Source organism: Lysobacter sp. HDW10 (assembly GCF_011300685.1).
In the GTDB taxonomy this organism is placed as follows: Bacteria; Pseudomonadota; Gammaproteobacteria; order Xanthomonadales; family Xanthomonadaceae; genus Solilutibacter.
On record NZ_CP049864.1, the window covers coordinates 908923 to 927994 of the forward strand.

General features: G+C 57.8%; 16 protein-coding genes. 6 read left to right on the forward strand and 10 right to left on the reverse strand.

Going from position 1 to position 19072, the window contains the following annotated elements; translation table 11 throughout:
• Positions 1–21: 21 nt before the first annotated feature.
• From G7069_RS04385 to ttcA, 3 genes are read right to left on the reverse strand one after another with little or no spacing between them, the layout of a single operon-like run.
• Positions 22–804, reverse strand: a complete 783-nt coding sequence (locus G7069_RS04385; RefSeq protein ID WP_166294673.1) for a SprT family zinc-dependent metalloprotease — start codon at positions 802–804, stop codon at positions 22–24.
• Complete coding sequence (locus tag G7069_RS04390) at positions 804–1724, reverse strand: recombination-associated protein RdgC (RefSeq protein ID WP_166294675.1); 921 nt, start codon at positions 1722–1724, stop codon at positions 804–806. The genes G7069_RS04385 and G7069_RS04390 overlap by 1 nt, the downstream gene beginning before the upstream one ends.
• On the reverse strand, positions 1721–2611 hold the full coding sequence (gene ttcA / locus G7069_RS04395; RefSeq protein WP_166294677.1) for a tRNA 2-thiocytidine(32) synthetase TtcA: 891 nt from the start codon (positions 2609–2611) through the stop codon (positions 1721–1723). The genes G7069_RS04390 and ttcA overlap by 4 nt, the downstream gene beginning before the upstream one ends.
• A gap of 48 nt (positions 2612–2659) precedes the next feature.
• Here ttcA and G7069_RS04400 point away from each other — a divergent pair, with 48 nt between their 5' ends.
• Positions 2660–2866: a YdcH family protein gene (locus G7069_RS04400; RefSeq protein ID WP_166294679.1), complete on the forward strand. Its 207-nt coding sequence runs from the start codon at positions 2660–2662 to the stop codon at positions 2864–2866.
• 33 nt (positions 2867–2899) lie between these two features.
• On the opposite strand, the gene plsB is transcribed toward G7069_RS04400, so the two are convergent.
• The 4 genes from plsB to G7069_RS04420 form a co-directional block, all read right to left on the reverse strand.
• On the reverse strand, positions 2900–5521 hold the full coding sequence (plsB, locus tag G7069_RS04405; RefSeq protein WP_166294681.1) for a glycerol-3-phosphate 1-O-acyltransferase PlsB: 2622 nt from the start codon (positions 5519–5521) through the stop codon (positions 2900–2902).
• Positions 5522–5583: 62 nt separating this feature from the next.
• A complete protein-coding gene (locus G7069_RS04410) occupies positions 5584–6549 on the reverse strand; it encodes a hypothetical protein (RefSeq protein ID WP_166294683.1) in 966 nt (321 codons plus the stop codon).
• A 49-nt stretch (positions 6550–6598) separates the two neighbouring features.
• Positions 6599–7498, reverse strand: coding sequence for a 5'-nucleotidase, lipoprotein e(P4) family (locus G7069_RS04415; RefSeq protein ID WP_166294685.1), 900 nt, complete (start codon positions 7496–7498; stop codon positions 6599–6601).
• A 64-nt stretch (positions 7499–7562) separates the two neighbouring features.
• Positions 7563–9539, reverse strand: coding sequence for a UvrD-helicase domain-containing protein (locus G7069_RS04420; RefSeq protein WP_166294687.1), 1977 nt, complete (start codon positions 9537–9539; stop codon positions 7563–7565).
• A gap of 61 nt (positions 9540–9600) precedes the next feature.
• Here G7069_RS04420 and G7069_RS04425 point away from each other — a divergent pair, with 61 nt between their 5' ends.
• Positions 9601–10239: a thymidine kinase gene (locus tag G7069_RS04425; protein WP_166294689.1), complete on the forward strand. Its 639-nt coding sequence runs from the start codon at positions 9601–9603 to the stop codon at positions 10237–10239.
• A gap of 2 nt (positions 10240–10241) precedes the next feature.
• Here the strand turns inward: G7069_RS04425 and G7069_RS04430 are convergent, their stop codons facing one another.
• The 3 genes from G7069_RS04430 to mutM are packed head-to-tail and all read right to left on the reverse strand — an operon-like array spanning position 10242 to position 14512.
• A complete protein-coding gene (locus G7069_RS04430) occupies positions 10242–13070 on the reverse strand; it encodes a serine/threonine-protein kinase (RefSeq protein ID WP_166294691.1) in 2829 nt (942 codons plus the stop codon).
• A gap of 5 nt (positions 13071–13075) precedes the next feature.
• Entirely contained in the window at positions 13076–13657 is a 582-nt protein-coding gene (locus G7069_RS04435; RefSeq protein WP_166294694.1) for an ECF-type sigma factor, read from the reverse strand.
• 42 nt (positions 13658–13699) lie between these two features.
• Positions 13700–14512, reverse strand: coding sequence for a bifunctional DNA-formamidopyrimidine glycosylase/DNA-(apurinic or apyrimidinic site) lyase (mutM, locus tag G7069_RS04440; protein ID WP_166294696.1), 813 nt, complete (start codon positions 14510–14512; stop codon positions 13700–13702).
• Positions 14513–14620: 108 nt separating this feature from the next.
• Between mutM and G7069_RS04445 the strand changes: the two genes are divergently transcribed.
• From G7069_RS04445 to G7069_RS04460, 4 genes are all read left to right on the forward strand, one after another.
• Positions 14621–15838, forward strand: a complete 1218-nt coding sequence (locus G7069_RS04445; RefSeq protein ID WP_166294698.1) for a fatty acid desaturase — start codon at positions 14621–14623, stop codon at positions 15836–15838.
• A 5-nt stretch (positions 15839–15843) separates the two neighbouring features.
• Positions 15844–16173: a hypothetical protein gene (locus G7069_RS04450; protein WP_166297515.1), complete on the forward strand. Its 330-nt coding sequence runs from the start codon at positions 15844–15846 to the stop codon at positions 16171–16173.
• Between the two features lie 77 nt (positions 16174–16250).
• The gene (locus G7069_RS04455) at positions 16251–17615 is read left to right on the forward strand and encodes a pitrilysin family protein (protein ID WP_166294700.1); all 1365 of its coding nucleotides are present in this window, start codon (positions 16251–16253) and stop codon (positions 17613–17615) included.
• Positions 17612–19057, forward strand: coding sequence for a pitrilysin family protein (locus G7069_RS04460; RefSeq protein WP_166294702.1), 1446 nt, complete (start codon positions 17612–17614; stop codon positions 19055–19057). The genes G7069_RS04455 and G7069_RS04460 overlap by 4 nt, the downstream gene beginning before the upstream one ends.
• Positions 19058–19072 lie beyond the last annotated feature (15 nt).

The following is a 19072-nucleotide window of genomic DNA, read 5'->3' on the forward strand; positions in this document are numbered from 1 at the left end:
CCGTGTGCATAGGGCTTGAAGTTAGGAAATGATCGCCTTCAGGCTGGATTTCATTCCGCGACCGAATGTGTGGAGGTAGTCACGTTCTTCCTTCCAGTCGGGGAAGTGCCGTTCGACTTCGCGCCAATAAGCCGGGGAATGGTCGTGGTGGACCATGTGGCAGAGTTCATGCACCAGCACATAGCGAAAGGCGCTGGCGCGCCCGAGCACCAGTGACAGCTCAAGTGCCATCACGCCCGTGCTGCTCATTGAGCCCCACTGCGTTCGCATGCGTTTGAATCCAATGCGCACCGGGGCATGCCCAACAGCGTCGGCCAAAGCCGGCAACCAACGCGCGATATCGGCGCGTGCCTCGTTCAAGTAAAAATCACGGAGTGCGCGCTTAAGCGTCGCCGACGCTGCGTCGTCGCGCGTGGCCTCACGCACTTGCACATGGATGACCGCAAAGTCTCGCCACACCTTGTCAGTCTTGCCCGCGTGCCATTCGACATCGAGCCACTCGCCGCGCAAGGGCAATTGCGTCGATGCAAACGGCTGCACGGTGAGCGCCGGTGTTTCTGCGAAGCGTTCCAGTTGTGCAGCGATCCAATCCAAGTGCGATTCAATGAACCGATCGACCGTGCGGTCACTGACACGTGGCGGGATTGTGACGCGCACGCCTTCGTCACCCACGCTGATACGCAATCGACGCGCACGTGGGTGTGGCGTCATGCGAATCAAGATTTCGCTGCCATCCGCCAGCGCGAAAGTGGCCTCGGTGCGTTGCACCTTCTCGGCCTCGACGCGGCGGAAGCGGCGTAGCATCAGCTACCTTTGGCGTCCGTGTGCAGGCTGAAGGCTTTTTGCATCACCGCATAGAAGCGGCGGAACTCACCGGACATCAACGCAAAGCGCGCTTCGAGCTCGGCGCGCACGTCATCACGTTCTGTACTTTCGAGTGCGTTGACTGCGCCTTCCAAAAGCTTGAACTTGCGCACGATCAAATCATCGCCCAAGACAAAACGCATGTGATCGTCCAAGGTCAATGCCAAGCGCGCCACTTGTTTGCCGGTGGAGAGATGCGTTTCGATCTCTTCGCCTTCAAGTTCCATGCGTTGCACTTTGACAATCGCACCTTGGTCGGCAGGATCGCGCAATTCGGCTTCGTCGCCTAAGCCCAGACCTTCGGGCAATGATTCGCCCGCGATCCATGCGGTCAGCACACCACGCGGTGCGTTTTCACCCGCAATCGGCAAGGCGGGAAAACTGCCCAGGGCTTTGCGCACCAAGGACACAACGCTTTCTGCGACTTTGCGTGAGGTCGTATCGACAGCAATCACGCCAAGCTTGAGGTCAATCAAGGCGTCGACGCGCGACGGGCGGATAAAGGCACGCGGCAGCAGTTCATTGATCAAGTCGTGCTTCATTTGCGTGCGTAGCTTGCCGCCCGGTCGACGGCCTTGCGCGGCTTCAAACTCGGCGAGCTTCTTTTGCAGTTGATCATTCACCACCGCAGCGGGCAGTAGTCGTTCTTCGCTACCGGCGGTGATCCAAATGGCGTCGTCGATTCGGTGTGACAAGCGATCGGCTTCATCCGCAGCAACACCGAACGGCGCAACAAAGCCCTGCGAGGCGATGTCTTGCGGCCCGACAGGTTTGAGTGCGGCTTCTTGGAGTGCGTCGTCGAATGCGTCGAATTTAAGGGTGGTGGGAAAACTAAACAGCGTGATGTTGCGAAAAATCATTCGGGGGAGCCTTCACTGGCAAGCCAGGCATGTGCATCGGGGAGGTCACCCGATTGCGCACGTCCCAAACCTGCGAAATCAAAAAGAGTAGGGTCGGCCAATTGCGAAGGCCGGATATCGCCCAGTGCGCGCGCCATCGTCTCGACGCGGCCAGGGGTGGTGCGTTCCCATTCTTGCAGCATTTTCTTCACTTGCACGCGTTGCAGATTTTCTTGCGAGCCGCACAAGTTGCAAGGAATGATTGGGAAGCCTTTGGCTTCGGCGTGCAGTTCGATATCGCTTTCACGCACATAGGCGAGTGGACGAATCACAACATGTTTACCGTCGTCGCTCAGGAGCTTCGGCGGCATGCCAGACAGCTTGGCATGGAAGAACATATTCAAGAAGAAGGTGTTGACCATGTCATCGCGGTGGTGACCCAGTGCGATCTTGGTAAAACCATGTTGCTCGGCATAGCTGTACAGCGAGCCACGACGCAAACGCGAACACAGCGAGCACATGGTCTTGCCCTCTGGAATCACGCGGCTGACAACCGAATAGGTGTCTTGTTCGATGATGTGGAAGTCCACGCCGATCGAACGGAGGTACTCAGGCAAGACGTGCTCGGGGAAACCGGGTTGCTTTTGGTCAAGGTTCACGGCCGTGATCGAGAAACGCACCGGCGCCTTTTTCTGCAGCTGAAGCAGGATGTCGAGCAGGGTGTAGCTGTCTTTTCCGCCAGACAGGCAGACCATCACCTTGTCGCCTTCTTCGATCATCCCGAAGTCGGCAATCGCGCGGCCCACTTGGTGGCGCAAGCGTTTGGCGACCTTGTCGATCTCGCGTTTATCGGCTTTTTGAGCAACCGGTCGCGGTGCATCAAGGAGGTGAAGAGGTATGCGGCTCATTGGGTATATTTTACGTGTGTAACGAGCATTCAACGGAAGGGGCCCGAGATGAGTGAGTTGCCGCCTGAGGAAGTTGCCTATCGGCTGGCGCAACTGCGCCTGCAACACCGTGACTTGGACGTCGCCATCCAAAGACTCCAAGAGGACATTCGCTCAGACGAGATGTCCTTGAAGCGCTTAAAGAAGCGGAAACTGCATCTCAAGGACTGCATCGCCATTTTGGAATCCGCGATGATTCCGGATCAGCCGGCCTGACGTAGCCGGCGTCATAGACACACTTCGACGTCTTTAGCTCGGGACGTTTTCCGGGCTGACCTTTTCCAAAGCGTGGCGCATTTCACGGCCCAAGATGACCTTGGAATCCTTTGCCCAGCCCTTGAGTCGGTCGTCGAACAGCAGACGGCTTTGATCATCCGGCCAGACCAAACGCATTTCGCGCAGTTTCTGGATGAAGCCGCGGAACAGAGACTTGTCGAAAAACTCCGGTGCGGCCGGCGAGTAGAGCAAAGACAAGCGTTGCGCGGCCAAGTGACAGAGGCTTTCTAGCTGCGCCGCCGTCAAGGTGCCAGGGCCGTTCTTGGCCAAAATTGAAATCGCGATGTAGTAGCGTTCGAACGCTTGCTGCAGCGGATGCCCCAGCGCGCGCAAACGGAAGACTTCATCGGACTCACCCACGCCGCGATACAAGACCGGCCCGGATTCCGATTCGCCTTGTTCCAACAAGCCTTCGCGAATAAACACATCCAAGAAGCGCTCGAGACGCTCGCCGAACTGTTCGTCTGTCCACGGCAAGAACAATTCTTGCTGCAGGAAGGGATACATCGTTTTGCCCAATCGCACCGCAGTCGCACGCGCCAAGCGGCGGTTGTGGTGGAAGCAACTGGCAATCCAAGCCACCGTCGTGAACAAGTGCAAGACGTTGTTGCGGAAATACGTGAGCTGGATGGCCTTATCCGCATCTTCGATGCGCAAGACGTCGCCCAGCGGATGCTTCACGCGGGTGATCACATTGATCTCTTCACCGTGCGCAATGATCTGTTCCGGCGTATGCGGGGTGACGGTGATGCGGTCTGAATACGGCAGTTCTTGCAACAAGCGCTGTGACAAACGGATCTGATCGATGAGGTCGGTCTCACTCATCGAGTTCTTCGGTGTCGACAACAACGCCAGTGCCAGCAAGTTGATCGGATTGACGTCTGCGGCACGGTTGATGTTCACCATCACCTGGTTCGACAGTGCGGCAATCGTGTCGCTCAACCAATCGGGGCGATCGCTTTCCGCAACGGGTTGGCCATCCCAATCTTTGGCATGCTCGGCCAAGATGTCATTCAACATGATCGGCTCACCGAAGTTCACCACCACTTGACCGTAGTTGCTGCGCAAGACTTTGGGGATGCCGGAAATCAAACCGAAGATGGATTCTTTCTCTTTCGATTTGCCGGACAGTTCGTCTTTGTAGCTGTTGCCTTCCATCAACTTTTCGTAGCCGATATACACCGGTTGGAACATGACGGGGCGCACCGGTGCGCGCAAGAACGCACGGACGGTCATCGAGATCATGCCGCCCTTCGGTTGCAGCAAACGGCCTGTGCGCGAGCGGCCGCCTTCGATGAAGTATTCGATGGGGTAGCCACCGGCCACCAATTGCGCCACGTACTCGTTAAACACATCTGAATACAAGGCATTGCCACGGAAGCTGCGACGAATAAAGAATGCGCCGCCTTTGCGCAGAATCGTGCCGACCACAGGCAAGTTCAAATTGATACCTGCGGCGATGTGCGGCGGCACGATGCCTTCGCGGAACAGCAAGTAGCTCAGCAGCAAATAATCCATGTGGCTGCGATGGCAGGGCACATAAATAATTTCGTTACCGGGTGCTGCGGATTTCAGCTTTTCCAAATGGTGGACGAGCAAGCCGCGATAGATGCGGCTCCACACGGGTTGCAAAATCAAGCTGGCAGAACGCACCACGGTATGTGAGTAGTCCGACGCGATTTCCCATGCAAAGGCATGGGCTTTCTTCCAAGCGTCGCCGACCTTGGTGCCGTCGCGACGTGCTTGGTCTTCGATGGCGTTACGAACGTCGGGTGCTGCCAGCACGTTGTCGATCAACAAACGGCGCGTCGACAAGTCCGGGCCTACGACGGCGGCACGTACGCGGTTGAAGTGTGTGCGCAGAACGCGCGACAACTTGCGCACGGTTTGTGCTTCGGGCAAACCTTCATCGACGATCGTGCGCAATTCGATGGGCGGTGAGAAACGCACCAGCGTGTCGCGACCATTCAACAAGATGGATAGGAAACGACGGAAGCGTCCCACCAATTGCCAGTTTTCGGAGAACAGCACCGAGAACCAGCCTTTTTGTTTTTCAGGTGCGCGGCCGACGTAGATCGACACGGGCACCAAGACGACATCCAAGGTTGGATCAGCGCGATGCGCAGCAATCAAACGCGCCAATGATTCCGATCGGTTCTTGCCGTGCTTGGGATGCTCATTGCCAGTGGCGATTTCCATCGCGCGTTCCAGCGTGCCACCGATATTGCGGCGCGACAGTGCGAGATACGCGCGTTTGCGACCGACAGGATCATTCGGCAATGCCACCAATGGCGAAGGCAGGCGCGCTTCGCGTGCAGCGCGCTCGAGGAGCAAGGCATTCGACATGCCGTAGTCTTCGAGCACGTACACAATGCGGCGGTCGCCTGGCAACAAACTGCCTAGCTCTTCGGGTTCGATCTTAAGTTCAACCCAAGGCGCGAGCATGCGGCCAAAAATCTTGGCCCACAGTGGACGCTTGCGATCGCCACGCTTGGTCGCGCGCGACGACGTGTCGTCAGGCGCAGGCGGTGGCGTAGGGTTCGATGACGGAGACGGATCCGTCCCCGCGAAAGTGAATTGGGTTTGGTCAGGCATTGGGCGAATTTTAAGGGCTATTCGCCCCGCGTTCGTTCAGGAGGCTGAATATTGAACGGCCGTCAAGGTTTCGTGGCTGGAATTTGCACTGGCGTGCCGTTTTGGTCCACCAGCACCGGCTTGTCAATTTTGACTTGCGGCGCATTGATGGCCTTCTCGGCGGCGGCCAGCAAGCCGCTGGTGTACCAGAGGCCATCGCGGCGTTCCGCGTTGACGTCCGTCGACACAGATTGCCCGGCCACGCGGTAGGTGACGTGGACGCGCGCATGTTCGGCATCGGATTCGTCATCTGAGCGCGAGACCGTCACGCTACCGATGATGTCGTCCAGTGACAGACCGTAGTTGCGCAGCGCATCTTTGGATGCCGCGAACAGAGGCGACAGTGCGCGCAAGGTGCCGCGCATACCGGCTTCACGAATACCGTTCTCATCACGCAGTCCGCTTTCGCGTGCAGCGGCGACCAGCAAATCGATGCTGTTGTGACCAATTGTCTTGTCACCCAAGGGGGCTTTCTCCGCCCATGCGCCGAGCGCGACGATCAAGGCGGCATAGTGCGCGCGTTCTTCCGTGGTGTATTCGCCCTCGCGTTGCAAATAGCGCACCGCAAAAAGACCCAGGCCACGTGCAGTGTCGTGCAGTGCCGGTGTTTGACCCGCAAGTGATTTGTCGAAGCGTGCCTTCAGTGTCTTGTCTGCATTGGCCTCTGTGAGCGCGCCGAGCACGGGCACCAACTTGTTCGACAAGGGCAATTCGGTGAGCGGCCAACGGCTACGCCCTTCGCGCCATGCCAATTCCAAACGCGTGGCCATCAGCGGCGTCGTGGCCAAGCACGGAATGCGTGCAAGGTCGTTGCTTTGTAGCGCTTGCATCATGTTTTGAACGGCGAGCTCAGGTGTGGCGGCACCACGGCAGGGTGCCGAGCTGTGCTTCACCTGAGAATGCGTGCCGGAATCTTCTGCGGGCTTGCTGCATGCGACCAGTGTTGTTCCCAACAAGGCCACAGCGACAAACACATGAGCGCGATGCATGCGCATTCCCCAATTCCCCATGAGCCAGACTCAAAAAGCGGATCAGGCCTTAGTTTTGCACATCCAATGCGTCGCGCTTCATTTGGCGACGCACTTCGGCCGGCTGCTTCCATGCATTGTTGAAAAGCGCTGGCTCCCAGTTGCCGTAGCTGGGGTTTGGCAACATGAACCAGCGGCTGCCAAACCAGCTGTCGTACTGCGTCGCGAGGGCTTCACGCGCTTCGGTCGTGTTCGGGTTCACTTGCACGAAGTCGCCCAGTTGATCGCCGAACTGCATCAGGACGCGATAGCTTTGCGCAACCTGCATGCGACGACACAACTTCTCCGAGCCGACCTGTTTGCAGTCTTTCACTTGCGTGCCGAGACCCAAAAACACGGAGTCGTCTTTGACCGGGAAGCCGAGTGCTTTCAAGTTCGCGAGCGTGGCATCTTTCAAATAGGTCGCGCGATTGGACACATAAATGACGGTGATGCCTTTCTTCGCAGCGGCCTGCGTGAATTCGAGTGCGCCGGGAACGGGCTTTGCCTTTCTTTCTTCGACCCAAACATCCCAAGTCGCATCTTCGTAGTCCTTGCCGTTAAGAATCAAACGCGCTTGATAAGGTGAATTGTCGAGTACCGTTTCATCAACGTCGAGCACGATGGCGGGCGGCAGGCCCTTGGCCGAATTTTTGCGTTCACCCTGCACCAAAGCATCGCGGGATGTGTCTTTCAGCGCGGCGTCCAATTGCTGCGTGGCAGAACGGTAGACGGTGCGTGTCACTTCACGATATTCGACGGAGCGCTGCATCCACACGACGGCATTGAGGTTGTCATGCGCTGCTACGGTCGTGCTGACGCGCGTCGGTGTATCTGCAGCTGCTTGTGGCGCTGCTGTCGTTTTGCACGCGGAAAGACTGACCAAAGCGATCAGGGTGGCGCTGCAGAGCGTGAGTGATTGGGCCTTCATGCAGATGACTCGAAATACTGTAAGTCTCGAGTTTAACGCCGCGCTGTGACGAATTGAACGTGTGTTAGCGGCCCAACAAGGCGCGGATATTGGCCAAGGCATTCTCGCTGCGTTCTTGGCTTCGGGCCTTGTCGGCTTCAGGGTCTAGACCGTCGCGATGCAGTTCGCTGCTGGGCAATTCTTCAAAGAAGCGCGATGGCAAACGCGTCACACGTTCACCCCACTTCTTACCGCCACTGGCATACGACATCCACAGTTGTTCTTTGGCACGCGTAATTGCGACATACAACAAACGGCGCTCTTCTTCCAAGCGACCTTCTTCAAGGCTCGCTTCGTGCGGCAACACGCCTTCTTGCATGCCGATGATGAACACGTAGCGGAATTCCAAACCTTTCGCGGCATGCATCGACATCAAGCGCACCTGATTGCCGGCATCGTCTTTGTCGTTGCGCGACAGAAGCGCCAACTGCGAGGCGAGATCGGCAATGCCCTGACCCTTGCCGCCTTCAAACCAGCTGGCAAGTTCTTCGACGTTGCTTTTACGAATCGTAAACAACTGTTCGTTTTTGCACTCGCTACGAAGCTGTGCAATCAAACCGCTGTGTTCGGCGATGTGTCGAATCACTTGGTCCGGGGGATGCTGCGCTGCGTACTGACGCAAGTGATGCACCGCTTCGTTGAACTGATCGAGCGCGTTGCTTGCGCGCGTCGGCAACTGTTGCAAGATGGATAGCGAGGCGATCGCATGCGCCATCGAGACATGCTTATTGCGTGCCAGTTCGGAGAGCTTGGCCAAGGTGGTTTGGCCGACGCCGCGACCGGGTGACTGCACGGCGCGCAAGAACGCGCTGTCGTCATCGGGGTTCACCATCACCCGCACCCACGACAGAATGTCTTTGACCTCCTGGCGCTCGAGGAATGCAGTGCCACCACTCAGGTGATAGGGAATGCGCAGCATCTGCATTGCTTTTTCCATCGCCCGTGACTGGTGATTGCCACGGAACAACACGCAGAAGTCACTCCAAGGCGCACCGTGTTTGCTGGCGATGAATTGGATCTCAGCGGCCACCTTTTCGGCTTCGTGTGCTTCGTCCTTGCATTCCCATACACGGATGCGCTCGCCATCTTTGGCGTCGCTCCACAGTTGTTTGGGGTGGGTATGTGGGTTATTTGCAATCAGCGCATTGGCGGTGCGCAAGACGCGGTTGCTGCAGCGGTAATTCTGTTCGAGCTTGATGATGCGCAAGGCAGGGTAGTCGCGTGCAAGCGTATCGATGTTCTCAGGATTCGCACCGCGCCAAGCATAAATACTTTGGTCGTCATCCCCCACGCAGGTGAATTGACCTTGTTCGCCCGAGAGTGCTTTCAGCAGGCGGTATTGGGCATCGTTGGTGTCTTGGTATTCGTCGACCAACACGTAGCCGATGCGTTCGCGCCAAGCGGCGCGTGCGTCGGCGTCACTTTCCAGCAGGGCGAGTGGCAGGCGAATCAAGTCGTCGAAATCGACCGCGTTAAACGCTTGCAAACGTTCTTGGTAGAGGGCGTACCAATGCGCACCTTCTTTCTCGCGGACGCTCTTGGCATACTCCGCAGCTTTCTCAGGTGAGAGTGCGGCGTTCTTCGCCTTCGAGACAAGGTTCATCGCGCCGTACAGTGCGTCCTTGTCGGCACCTGGCATCAAATCCTTGAACTGCGCCATGACGTCATCAGGGTCAAAGATTGAGAAGCCGCGTTTCAGTCCAAGCTTGGCGTGCTCGATCTGCACGATGTTGAGGCCGAGCGCATGGAAGGTGCAGATGCGCACGCCTTCGGCAGCATCGCCACGCACGCGCTTGGCCAAGCGCTCGCGCATTTCACGCGCGGCCTTGTTGGTGAAGGTGATGGCTGCGATGCGATGCGCGGGATAGCGGCCGCTTTGCACCATCTGCGCGATCTTCTCGATGATGACGCGGGTCTTGCCACTGCCAGCGCCAGCCAGCACCAAGAGCGGACCCTCGGTATGGCGTACGGCATCTTGTTGTGGCGAGTTCATCCCGTGCATGGGGCTATTCTCCCCGCAACGGTCGCGCACGGTAAGTCTTGTCTAACGGTAAAATCCGTGCATGGCAAAGCTGTACTTCTACTATTCGGCGATGAACGCCGGCAAGACCACCACCTTGCTGCAATCCGCGCACAACTACCGCGAGCGCGGCATGCGCGTGGACATCTTGACCCCGCAGCTGGACGTACGCGCCGGCGAAGGCGTGATTTCTTCACGTATCGGCCTGAGCTCGCCGGGTCTGGTCTTCACCCAAACGACAGATATGTATCGGCTGGTGGAAGATGACGTCCGCCAACAAGGGCCCTTGAATTGTGTGTTGGTGGATGAGGCGCAGTTCCTGACCAAGGCACAAGTCTGGCAATTGAGCGAAGTGGTCGACCAATTGCATATTCCTGTGCTGTGCTACGGCTTGCGCACCGACTTTCAAGGTGAATTGTTTGAAGGCAGTGCCGCTTTGTTGGCATGGGCCGATGAGTTGCAAGAAATCAAGACGATCTGTCATTCGGGCTCAAAGGCCACGATGACCGTTCGTGTCGATGATGCGGGTCGTGCGTTACAGGAAGGCCCGCAAGTGCAGATCGGCGGCAATGAGCGCTATGTCTCGGTGAGTCGTGCAGAGTTCAAGCGGGTGATGAAAGGCGAAGGCAGTATCGACCCAAAGCAAGCGCCCTTACCGCTCGAACACACAGAGTCGCCCTGAGCTCAGGGCGCGGGCGCGACGCGCGGTGTTGCAGGTGCCGGCGGCAAGAGTCGGTGACCGCACTGCGTGGCGAGCGCTTCTGTCTCACGAAGGCGGGTGGCACCATCGGGTCGCGCCATTTTGATTTCGTTGATCAACAGGTCGAATGCCTTCTTGCCTTCTAGCAACGAGGTTCTGCACACGGCATCTGCGTCATAGCTTTGCAAACGCCACACCAGATTCGGGTCCGCGGGGACTGCGCTGGTAGCCAATCGGCTTGCGATTCGAATCAGTTCGTGGGTTTTCTCGAGCGACGCCGCATCTTTGGCGAGTTGTGCGCGCGCATGCAAATTCAAAGCCTGCGCTTTTGAGGCGCGCGCACCTTTTCTACGCAAGACCGGATCGAGCGTTTCGAGCGCGTTTTCCAAATCACCGTCGGCAATTTGCGTCTCTGCCACCGCTTCTGTCGCGCGATTTTCGATATCGACCGGAATGTTCGGGTTGTTCTTGGCCAGTCGGCGTGCCACGTTGGCGTTGCGCAAGGCGGCAGGATAATTGCCGCTTTCGCGATACACCGCAGAGAGACCGGTGAGCGCTTCGATTTCTGCGGCGGCGTAGTCATCGCGTCCGTTTGCCAATCGCACCGCGCGCTGATAACCCGTTTGCGCCGTGACCATCTGACCCATCTGCTGCGCAGTGGCGGCCATGTCGAGCTGCGAACGAATTGCGCTACCGATGCCTTGCGGACGGTCATTCAATGCGTTCTGTACGAGTTGATACTCGCGTGCGGCGTCTTCGTAATGCCCTTGCTCAACATAGCCTTGCGCCAAGGCGCGGCGCAGCACGAGTGTTTGCGGGTGGTTGGGACCTTGCAACTCGAGGCTGTGATCAAGTGCCTCAGAAAATGCCGCTGAGGCAGAGGCGTAGTCGTGCATCGAGGTGTACGTGGTGCCGATACTGCGCAGCAAATCAATGGACAACACATGACGCTCGCCGCCCAGTGCACGCAGTTTGGCCAGTGCATCCTTGAAGCGCTTCAAGGCATCCGGATAGTCACGCGCGTCGAAAGAGAGCGCAGCGAGATCGGTGAGATTTTCGACCACGCCGATGTCGTCACCCAATGCGCTGCGACGCAAAGACAATGAGCGTTCAAAGTAATAGCGTGCACTCGCCCGATTGGTGGTGCGCAAGCAGCGCGCGTATTGCGAATAGAAGTCTGAAACGTGCGCAGGCAGCTGCGCTTGTTCGTTCGTGGCCAAGGTTACCTTGGGCTCAAGAATCGCAATGCAACGCGAGGGAAAGCCAAGCAAGCGTTGAACGCGACCCGATTGCGTCGCCGCTTCCAATGTCAGGCTGGAAGGCGCATCGGGGACTTGCGCGAGCAATTGCGCCTGTCGGGTGAGCACCTTGGACGCGCGATCGTATTGCCCAAGCGCAATTCGAATGCGCGCGATCATCGCCAATAGTTCCGCATGCGCGCGCGGCTGCCGGACCAACTCGCGTTCACCGCGCGCTTCAGCGGCATCGATCAAGGTGGCGACATCTTCCGGTTTGCCCTTTTGTGCGGCGTCCGCGTTTTCAAACAACCCCACCATGAAGTTCTGCATGGCTTGTGCGCGCGCGGTTTCACGCACGGCTTCACGGCGTTGCCAAAGCGCGACACCCAGCAGGGTGAGCAACACGGCGGCAAGTGCGATGCCGCTCAAAATCGGCACGCGATGCCGTGACAGGAATTTTCGCGTGCGATAGCCAAAGCTCTGTGCGCGGGCTTTGACCGGCAGACCTTCCTGATAGCGCGTGAGATCCGAGCTCAAGGCTTCTACCGAGGTATAGCGTTTGCTCGCTTCTTTCGATAGCGCTTTCAAGATGATGTTGTCGAGATCGCCCGCCAGCTCGCGAGAAATGCGCTTGGCATCCGCGCGTTCGCTTTGCAAAGCTGCCTGCGAAGGCTTGATGGCTTCGGCCGACAGAATCGCTTCTTCCCACTGCGCGCTTGATTCACGCTTCAAGCGATACGGTTTCTTGTCCGTCATCAGCTCGTAGAGCACAACACCGAGCGAATAGACGTCCGTCCGCGTCGACACGGTTTCCCCGCGAACCTGTTCGGGCGCCGCGTAATGCAAGGTAAAGGGACGCAAGCCGGTGTGGGTGTGTTCGACGAGGTCGTCGCTTTCTTCAAGCAATTTTCCGATACCGAAATCCAACAGTCGCACTTGGCCGGTGTCGGTGACCAAGATATTGGATGGCTTGAGATCACGGTGCACGACCAAGTTGGCGTGCGCATGGCTGACGGCATCGCAGACTTGTTTGAACAGATCGATGCGGCTGTCGATGTCGAGGTCTTGCTCGCGCGCGTAGGCGAGCAGATTTCTGCCTTCCACATACTCAAGTGCGAGATAGGGCACGCCGGTGGATGCAATGCCGGCATCGAGGAGTCGCGCAATATTCGGATGCGCCAAACGCGCCAGGATTTCGCGTTCGCGATTAAACCGCGTGCGCAGATTGGTATCTGCAAGACCCGGGCGCAACAACTTCAAGGCAATCGGAATCTGATGAAGGCCATCCGTGCGCCGCGCGCGCCACACTTGACCCATGCCGCCTTCACCCAGCTTGCCGTCCAAGGTGTAAGGGCCAATGACGTCGCCGGGCGCCATGCCTGGCGGGGCTGTCACGATCGGTTGGTCAACGCGCGGGTCTTCGGTGTGCTCATGCGCCAATAGACTGACGACTTGCGCCGCGAGTGCGGGGTCTTCTGCTTCGAGTTCTTTCAGGCGCACGCTTCGCGCGTCGGGCGCGAGTTCTAGCAATGCGTCGAGTGCGTCCGACACGCGTTGCCATTGCGTGCGATCCATAGGGGCTATTGGCCCTGCAATTGGTTGAGCAAAAACATGCGCGCCTTCTGCCAATCACGGCGAATCGTGCGTTCGGAGCGCCCGGTAATCTCCGCGATCTGCGGTTCTGACAAGCCACCGAAGTAGCGAAGTTCAACGACCTTTGCGAGGTGCTCGTCCAAGCCTTCCAACTGCAGTAGCGCGGCATCCAAAGACAGGACGTCTTCGTCCAATCTCAAACCGTCGTCGGCGAGTTCTGGCAGTTCATTGATCCGTGCATCCGCCTCGCCACCACCGCGCTTCAATGCAACGCGACTACGTGCATGGTCGACGACAACGCTTCGCATGGCGGTGGCTGCATATGAAAAAAAGCCGGCGCGATCATTGAAGCTCGGCGAATTCGAGCCGACGAGTTTGATATAGGCCTCGTGCACCAGCGCGGTCGGGTCCAAAGTCTCATCGTCGTCTGATTGCCGCAGTTGGCGCTGCGCCATGTCGTGCAGTTGCGCATACAGGGCTTGCAACACGCGGTCGAGCGACGCGCGATCGCCCGCCCGTGCGGCAGACAACCACTGTGTAATGCCGTCGGTGGGATCAGCCGTGCTCATATCAAGAGGATAACGAAAGCCTCGCAGCCTGCGCTGAATCCCTCATTTTTGACACTTTGGACACCACACCGAGGCACGTTGGCCGATGTAGGCGTGTTTCAGCGGTGCCCTGCAGCGTATGCAGCGCTCACCTTCGCGGCCATAAACCGAGAGCTCCTGGGCGAAATAGCCGGCACTGCCATCGGGACTGATGAAGTCGCGCAATGTGGTGCCGCCACGCTGAATCGCTGCGGCAAGAATGCGTTTTACTTCGTCGGCCAGCAGTTCATAGCGCGCGCGACTCACCGAGCCCGCTGCACGCAAGGGTGCAATGCCTGCGGCAAAAAGCGCTTCGGCGGCATAAATGTTGCCGACGCCGACGACGATGGCTTGATCCATCAAAAAGGTTTTGACACTCGCTTTGCGTCCCCGCGAGCGTGCATACAGCCACGCGCCGTCGAAGGCATCTGAGAGGGGTTCGGGGCCCAAGCCTTCCAATAAGGTGTGCGTGGTGCCCGCCGGCTGCCAAAGGAGTGCGCCAAATCGGCGCGGGTCGTTGAAGCGCACGATGTGGTTGTCTTCCAATTCGAAATCCACATGGTCATGCGTGCGTACCGGAGTGCCGGTCGGGAGCACGCGCAAGCTGCCCGACATGCCAAGGTGCAGCAGTGCGCTGCCAGGCTCGAAATCGAGCAGCAAATATTTCGCGCGGCGGCGAACGCTCTGAATCTGTTCACCCGGAAGGGTTGTGGCGATCTCCGGCGGAATCGGCCAGCGCAAATCGGGTCGACGCAGCACGACATGCTGAATGCGACGACCGAGCACATGCGGTTCGATGCCGCGGCGGGTGGTTTCAACTTCGGGCAGTTCAGGCATTGCGAGGGTCCATGAATGTTGCGCCTTCGAACGGGTGCAGCGTACGTAATCGTAGGGTGAGATTCGAAGCGCCTGCCCCCATCATGTAGGTTCTCTGAAGTGTTTGGAATGTTTGACGTGTCGCAAACCGTAGTGGATCTACTGACCAGTGGCTTGACCGGCATCAGCTGGTGGGGTTTTGCGCTGTATTTGTTGTTGGCAACACAGCTGACGATTTTCTCAGTCACCCTGTATTTGCACCGTTCATTGGCACATCGCGGTGTGGACTTTCATCCGGCGGTGGCACACGTGTTTCGCTTCTGGACTTGGGTCTCCACGTCGATGATCGGACGCGAGTGGGCGGCGATTCATCGCAAGCATCACGCCAAATGTGAAACGGAAGAGGATCCGCATAGCCCGATGCACAAGGGCATCCGCACCGTATTTTGGCGTGGCGTTGAACTCTATCGCGAAGCGCGCCGCGATCGCGCTTCGATTGATCAGTACGGCAAAGGCTGCCCTGAAGATTTGATCGAACGTAAGTTGTATACGCCGTACGCCACCTTCGGCCCTACCGTGTTGTTATTCACCCTGGCCGCTTTGTTTGGTTTGAAGGGCGTTGCGGCGTGGGCGATTCAGATGGCATGGATTCCGTTCTGGGCGGCGGGTGTCGTGAACGGCTTGGGCCATTGGTGGGGCTACCGCAATTTTGAAACCGATGACACTTCCACGAACTTGTCGCCTTGGGGTGTGTGGATTGGTGGCGAAGAGCTCCACAACAACCACCATGCTTTCCCGAGTTCTGCGAAGTTCGCATTGCGTAAGTGGGAAGTGGATATTGGTTGGTATGTGATCAAGGCGCTGCAGGCGGTCAAGCTCGCGCGTGTGCTGCGTGTCGCGCCCGGCCTGGACGTGCGCCCGAATATCCACATGCCAGACATGGATACGCTGAAAGCACTGCTCGCACACCGCTTCCAAGCAATGACAGATTTTCATCGTACGGTCGTAAAGCCCGCACTCCGCGAAGAAGCGGCATTGCGCGGGACCAAAGTACGTCGCTTGCTACCACGCAAACTGCAAAAGGGTTTGGTCGATGACGGCCGTTGGTTGTCTGCAGAATCACGTGCGCAATTGCATCAGTGGGTGTCGACCTCGCCGAAGATGCAGATGTTGATGGAACAACGCGCGAAGTTGGCCGCGGTGCTGGATGCGCGCAGCGCAAATGCCACGGAGTCTTTGGCCCGATTGCAGGCGTGGTGCAAGCAAGCAGAGGCCAGCGGCATTCAATCTCTGCAAGGCTTTGCGCAGCGCTTGCGCGGCTACGCCGTGCCCGCATTGGCCGTATGACAGTCCTGCGTGCCGCACTCCTGCTGTTGACGTGCCTCGTGCCGACACTCGGGACGGCACAGGTGCGCACGACCAGCGAGTATTTGGCGCGTATGGATACCGATGGTGACGGCAAAGTGCAGTTGGTGGAGTACCAAAACTGGCTGATCTATGCCTTCGACGAAATGGACCGCAACAAAGACGGTGTATTGACCGCCGACGAACAGCCAGGCAAGAAAGGGCGCGCGCTCCAGCGTGCGGCACAGATGCACCTCTTCGCCGAGCGCTTCAAACGCCAAGATCGCAATCGCAACGGCAGTCTGGACGCCAAAGAGCTCGCAGCGCCCCCACAGTAAGACCATGACTGGTGGCAGGGTTGGGCGCTGCCTGACTGCGTTAATGTGAAAGATTCCACACAACACTGGGGTCTCTCATGCGCAAAACCCTGTTAGCGGTTGCGCTTGCCGGCATGGTGGCGTTCGCGCCCGTGTACGCGCAATCCATTCACGTTCCAAAAATTCAATACAGCGAACGCGTGCTGGCCAATGGCATGCGCGTGATCTCAGTGCCGGACAAAACCAATCCAACGGTCTCGGTCCAAGTTTGGTACGACGTGGGCTCGAAGAACGATCCGCAAGGCCGTTCGGGCTTCGCGCATTTGTTCGAACACATCATGTTCAAGAGCACCAAGAACATGAAGTCAGAGCAATTCGACCGCATGACCGAAGACGTCGGTGGCATGAACAATGCCAGCACCAGTGACGACTACACCAACTATTTCGAATCGGTGCCCGCAAATCACTTGCAGCGCTTGCTGTGGGCAGAGGCCGAACGTTTGTCCAACTTGAATGTGGATGAAGCGAACTTCAAATCCGAGCGCGCCGTGGTGCAAGAAGAGTACCGCCAGAGCGTGCTGTCGAATCCCTATGGCAAGTTGTTCAACGCGCTCAGCACACTGTCGTACACCACGCATCCGTACAAGCGTTCGACAATCGGCAGCATTGAGGATCTCGACGCGGCTTCAGTGCAAGACGTGATCGACTTTCACAAGACCTACTACCGTCCCGATAATGCCGTGCTGATTGTCGCCGGCAATTTCGATCAGAAGCAGTTGGACGGATGGGTGGATCAGTACTTTGCTTGGATTCCGAAACCTGCCACGGCGATTCCGCGCGTCACGGTCAAAGAACCCGTACGCACGGCAGACAAACGCTTCACGGTGAAAAGCCCCGTCGCACCGACACCGGGTTTGTTGATCGATTGGTTGGTGCCACCGTCGAATCACCCGGATATGGCCGCACTTGATGTCGCCTCTTCTTTGCTGTCGCAAGGGGAATCTTCGCGCCTCTATCAACGCCTTGTTTACAAAGAGCAGGTTGCGCTCGAGGCATCGGCCGGACTGGATGGCCGTGTCGATACGGGGCTCTTCTATCTGTTGGCGATCTTAAATGCCGGGCACACACCTGCCGAGGCAGAAGCCATGATGTTGGATGAAGTCAAAAAGCTCGCCACCGGTGAAATCACCGACGCCGAGTTGGACAAAGTCAAAACCCAAGTGTTGACCTCACGTCTGACACGCATGCAATCCGCGCAAGGCAAGGGCATGATGCTGGGCTCTGCCGTCATTATTGAAGGCAGTGCCGCACGTGCCAACGCGAGCTTGGAAGAGTACCAACGCGTCACCGCCGCAGACGTGCAACGCGTTTTGAAGAAATACATTCTGGATGGCAAGAAAGTCACGATTGACTATCTGCCGGAACAAGCCGCTACAGCCGACAAGAAAGGGGGCGCGAAATGAGAACCGCAAGCTTGCTATTGAATGGACTTGCGCTGTCGATTGCGTTCGCATGCTCGGCGCAGGCAGCAGATTTCCCGACCACACCGCCCGCACCCGGTCCTGCACCGAAGATCAATATTCCGAATGCAGTGGAAACGACTTTGGACAACGGTCTGCGCGTGATTACCGTGAACCGTCCGGGCCTTCCGTTGGTCACCACGAACTTGATGGTGCGTGCAGGTGCAGAACATGACCCGACAGACAAGTCAGGTCTGACGTATTTCACCGGCGAGCTCATCACCAAGGGTGCAAAGGGCCGGAGTGCTGCACAAATCGCAGAAGCGGCTGAAACCTTGGGCGGCAGTTTGGATGTCACCACGGGTTGGGATTTCAGTGGCGTCGATATGACGGTCGCAACGCCCAAGCTCGATGCTGCCTTGGCCTTGATGTCAGACACCGTGCTGGCACCCGACTACGCGCAAGAAGAATTGGAACGCTTGCGTACGCAAACCTTGAACGGGCTCAAGCAAACCATGAGCCGACCCAATGCCGTGTCGTCGATGGTGTTGTCGCGTCTCGTTTACGGCGGACACACCTACGGCCACCCGACCACAGGCACACCACAGTCGTTGCCGCGCATCAGTCGTGATGATGTTGCCAAGCAGTACAAGGCGATGTGGCGTCCGGATCAGGCCATTCTTTTGTTCGCAGGGGATATCACGCCTGCACAGGCAAAGGCTTTGGCCAGCAAGTACTTCGGCCAATGGCAGGCACCCAACAGTTTGCTGCCTGAAGCGCCGGCAAAGCCGACGACGGTCGACAAGGGTGCGTTGTGGGTCATTAACCAAACCGGTGCAGGTCAATCCGGTGTCTCGATGGGCGTGCAATCGAGCGCACGCAAAGATCCTGACTACTACGCGGGCACCTTGGCCAATGCGATTCTGGGCGGATCTTACTCCGCACGTTTGAATCAGGAAATTCGCATTAAGCGCGGTCTGTCGTATGGCGCGAATTCTCGTCTGCAATCGCTCGCTGCGGGGGGCTCATGGACGAGCGGTGCACTGACGAAGAATCCGTCTTCGATGGAAGTGGTGGACTTGATGCGCACCGAGGCTTTGCGTTTAGGTAAGGACGCTGTGGGTGCTGACGAGTTCAGCGCACGCAAAGCAACCTTGACGGGCAACTACGCGATGGGTCTTGAGTCGACCGATGGTTTGTCTTCTGTCTTGGGTGGTTTGGCCGTGCAAGGCATCGACTTGAAGGAAGCGAATCGCTTTATTGACCGCATCAATGCCGTCACGCCGGCACAGGTACAAAGCTACGCAGGCAAGTACTTCAAGCCGGGTGCATTGAACTTTGTCGTGGTGGGTGACACGAAAGCGTTTGAAGCGAAAATTCCGAAAGATGCCGTTCGCATTGACGTGACGAAGTTGAATTTGGATTCGCCGGGCTTGGGCAAATAAGCCAAGTCGATCAAG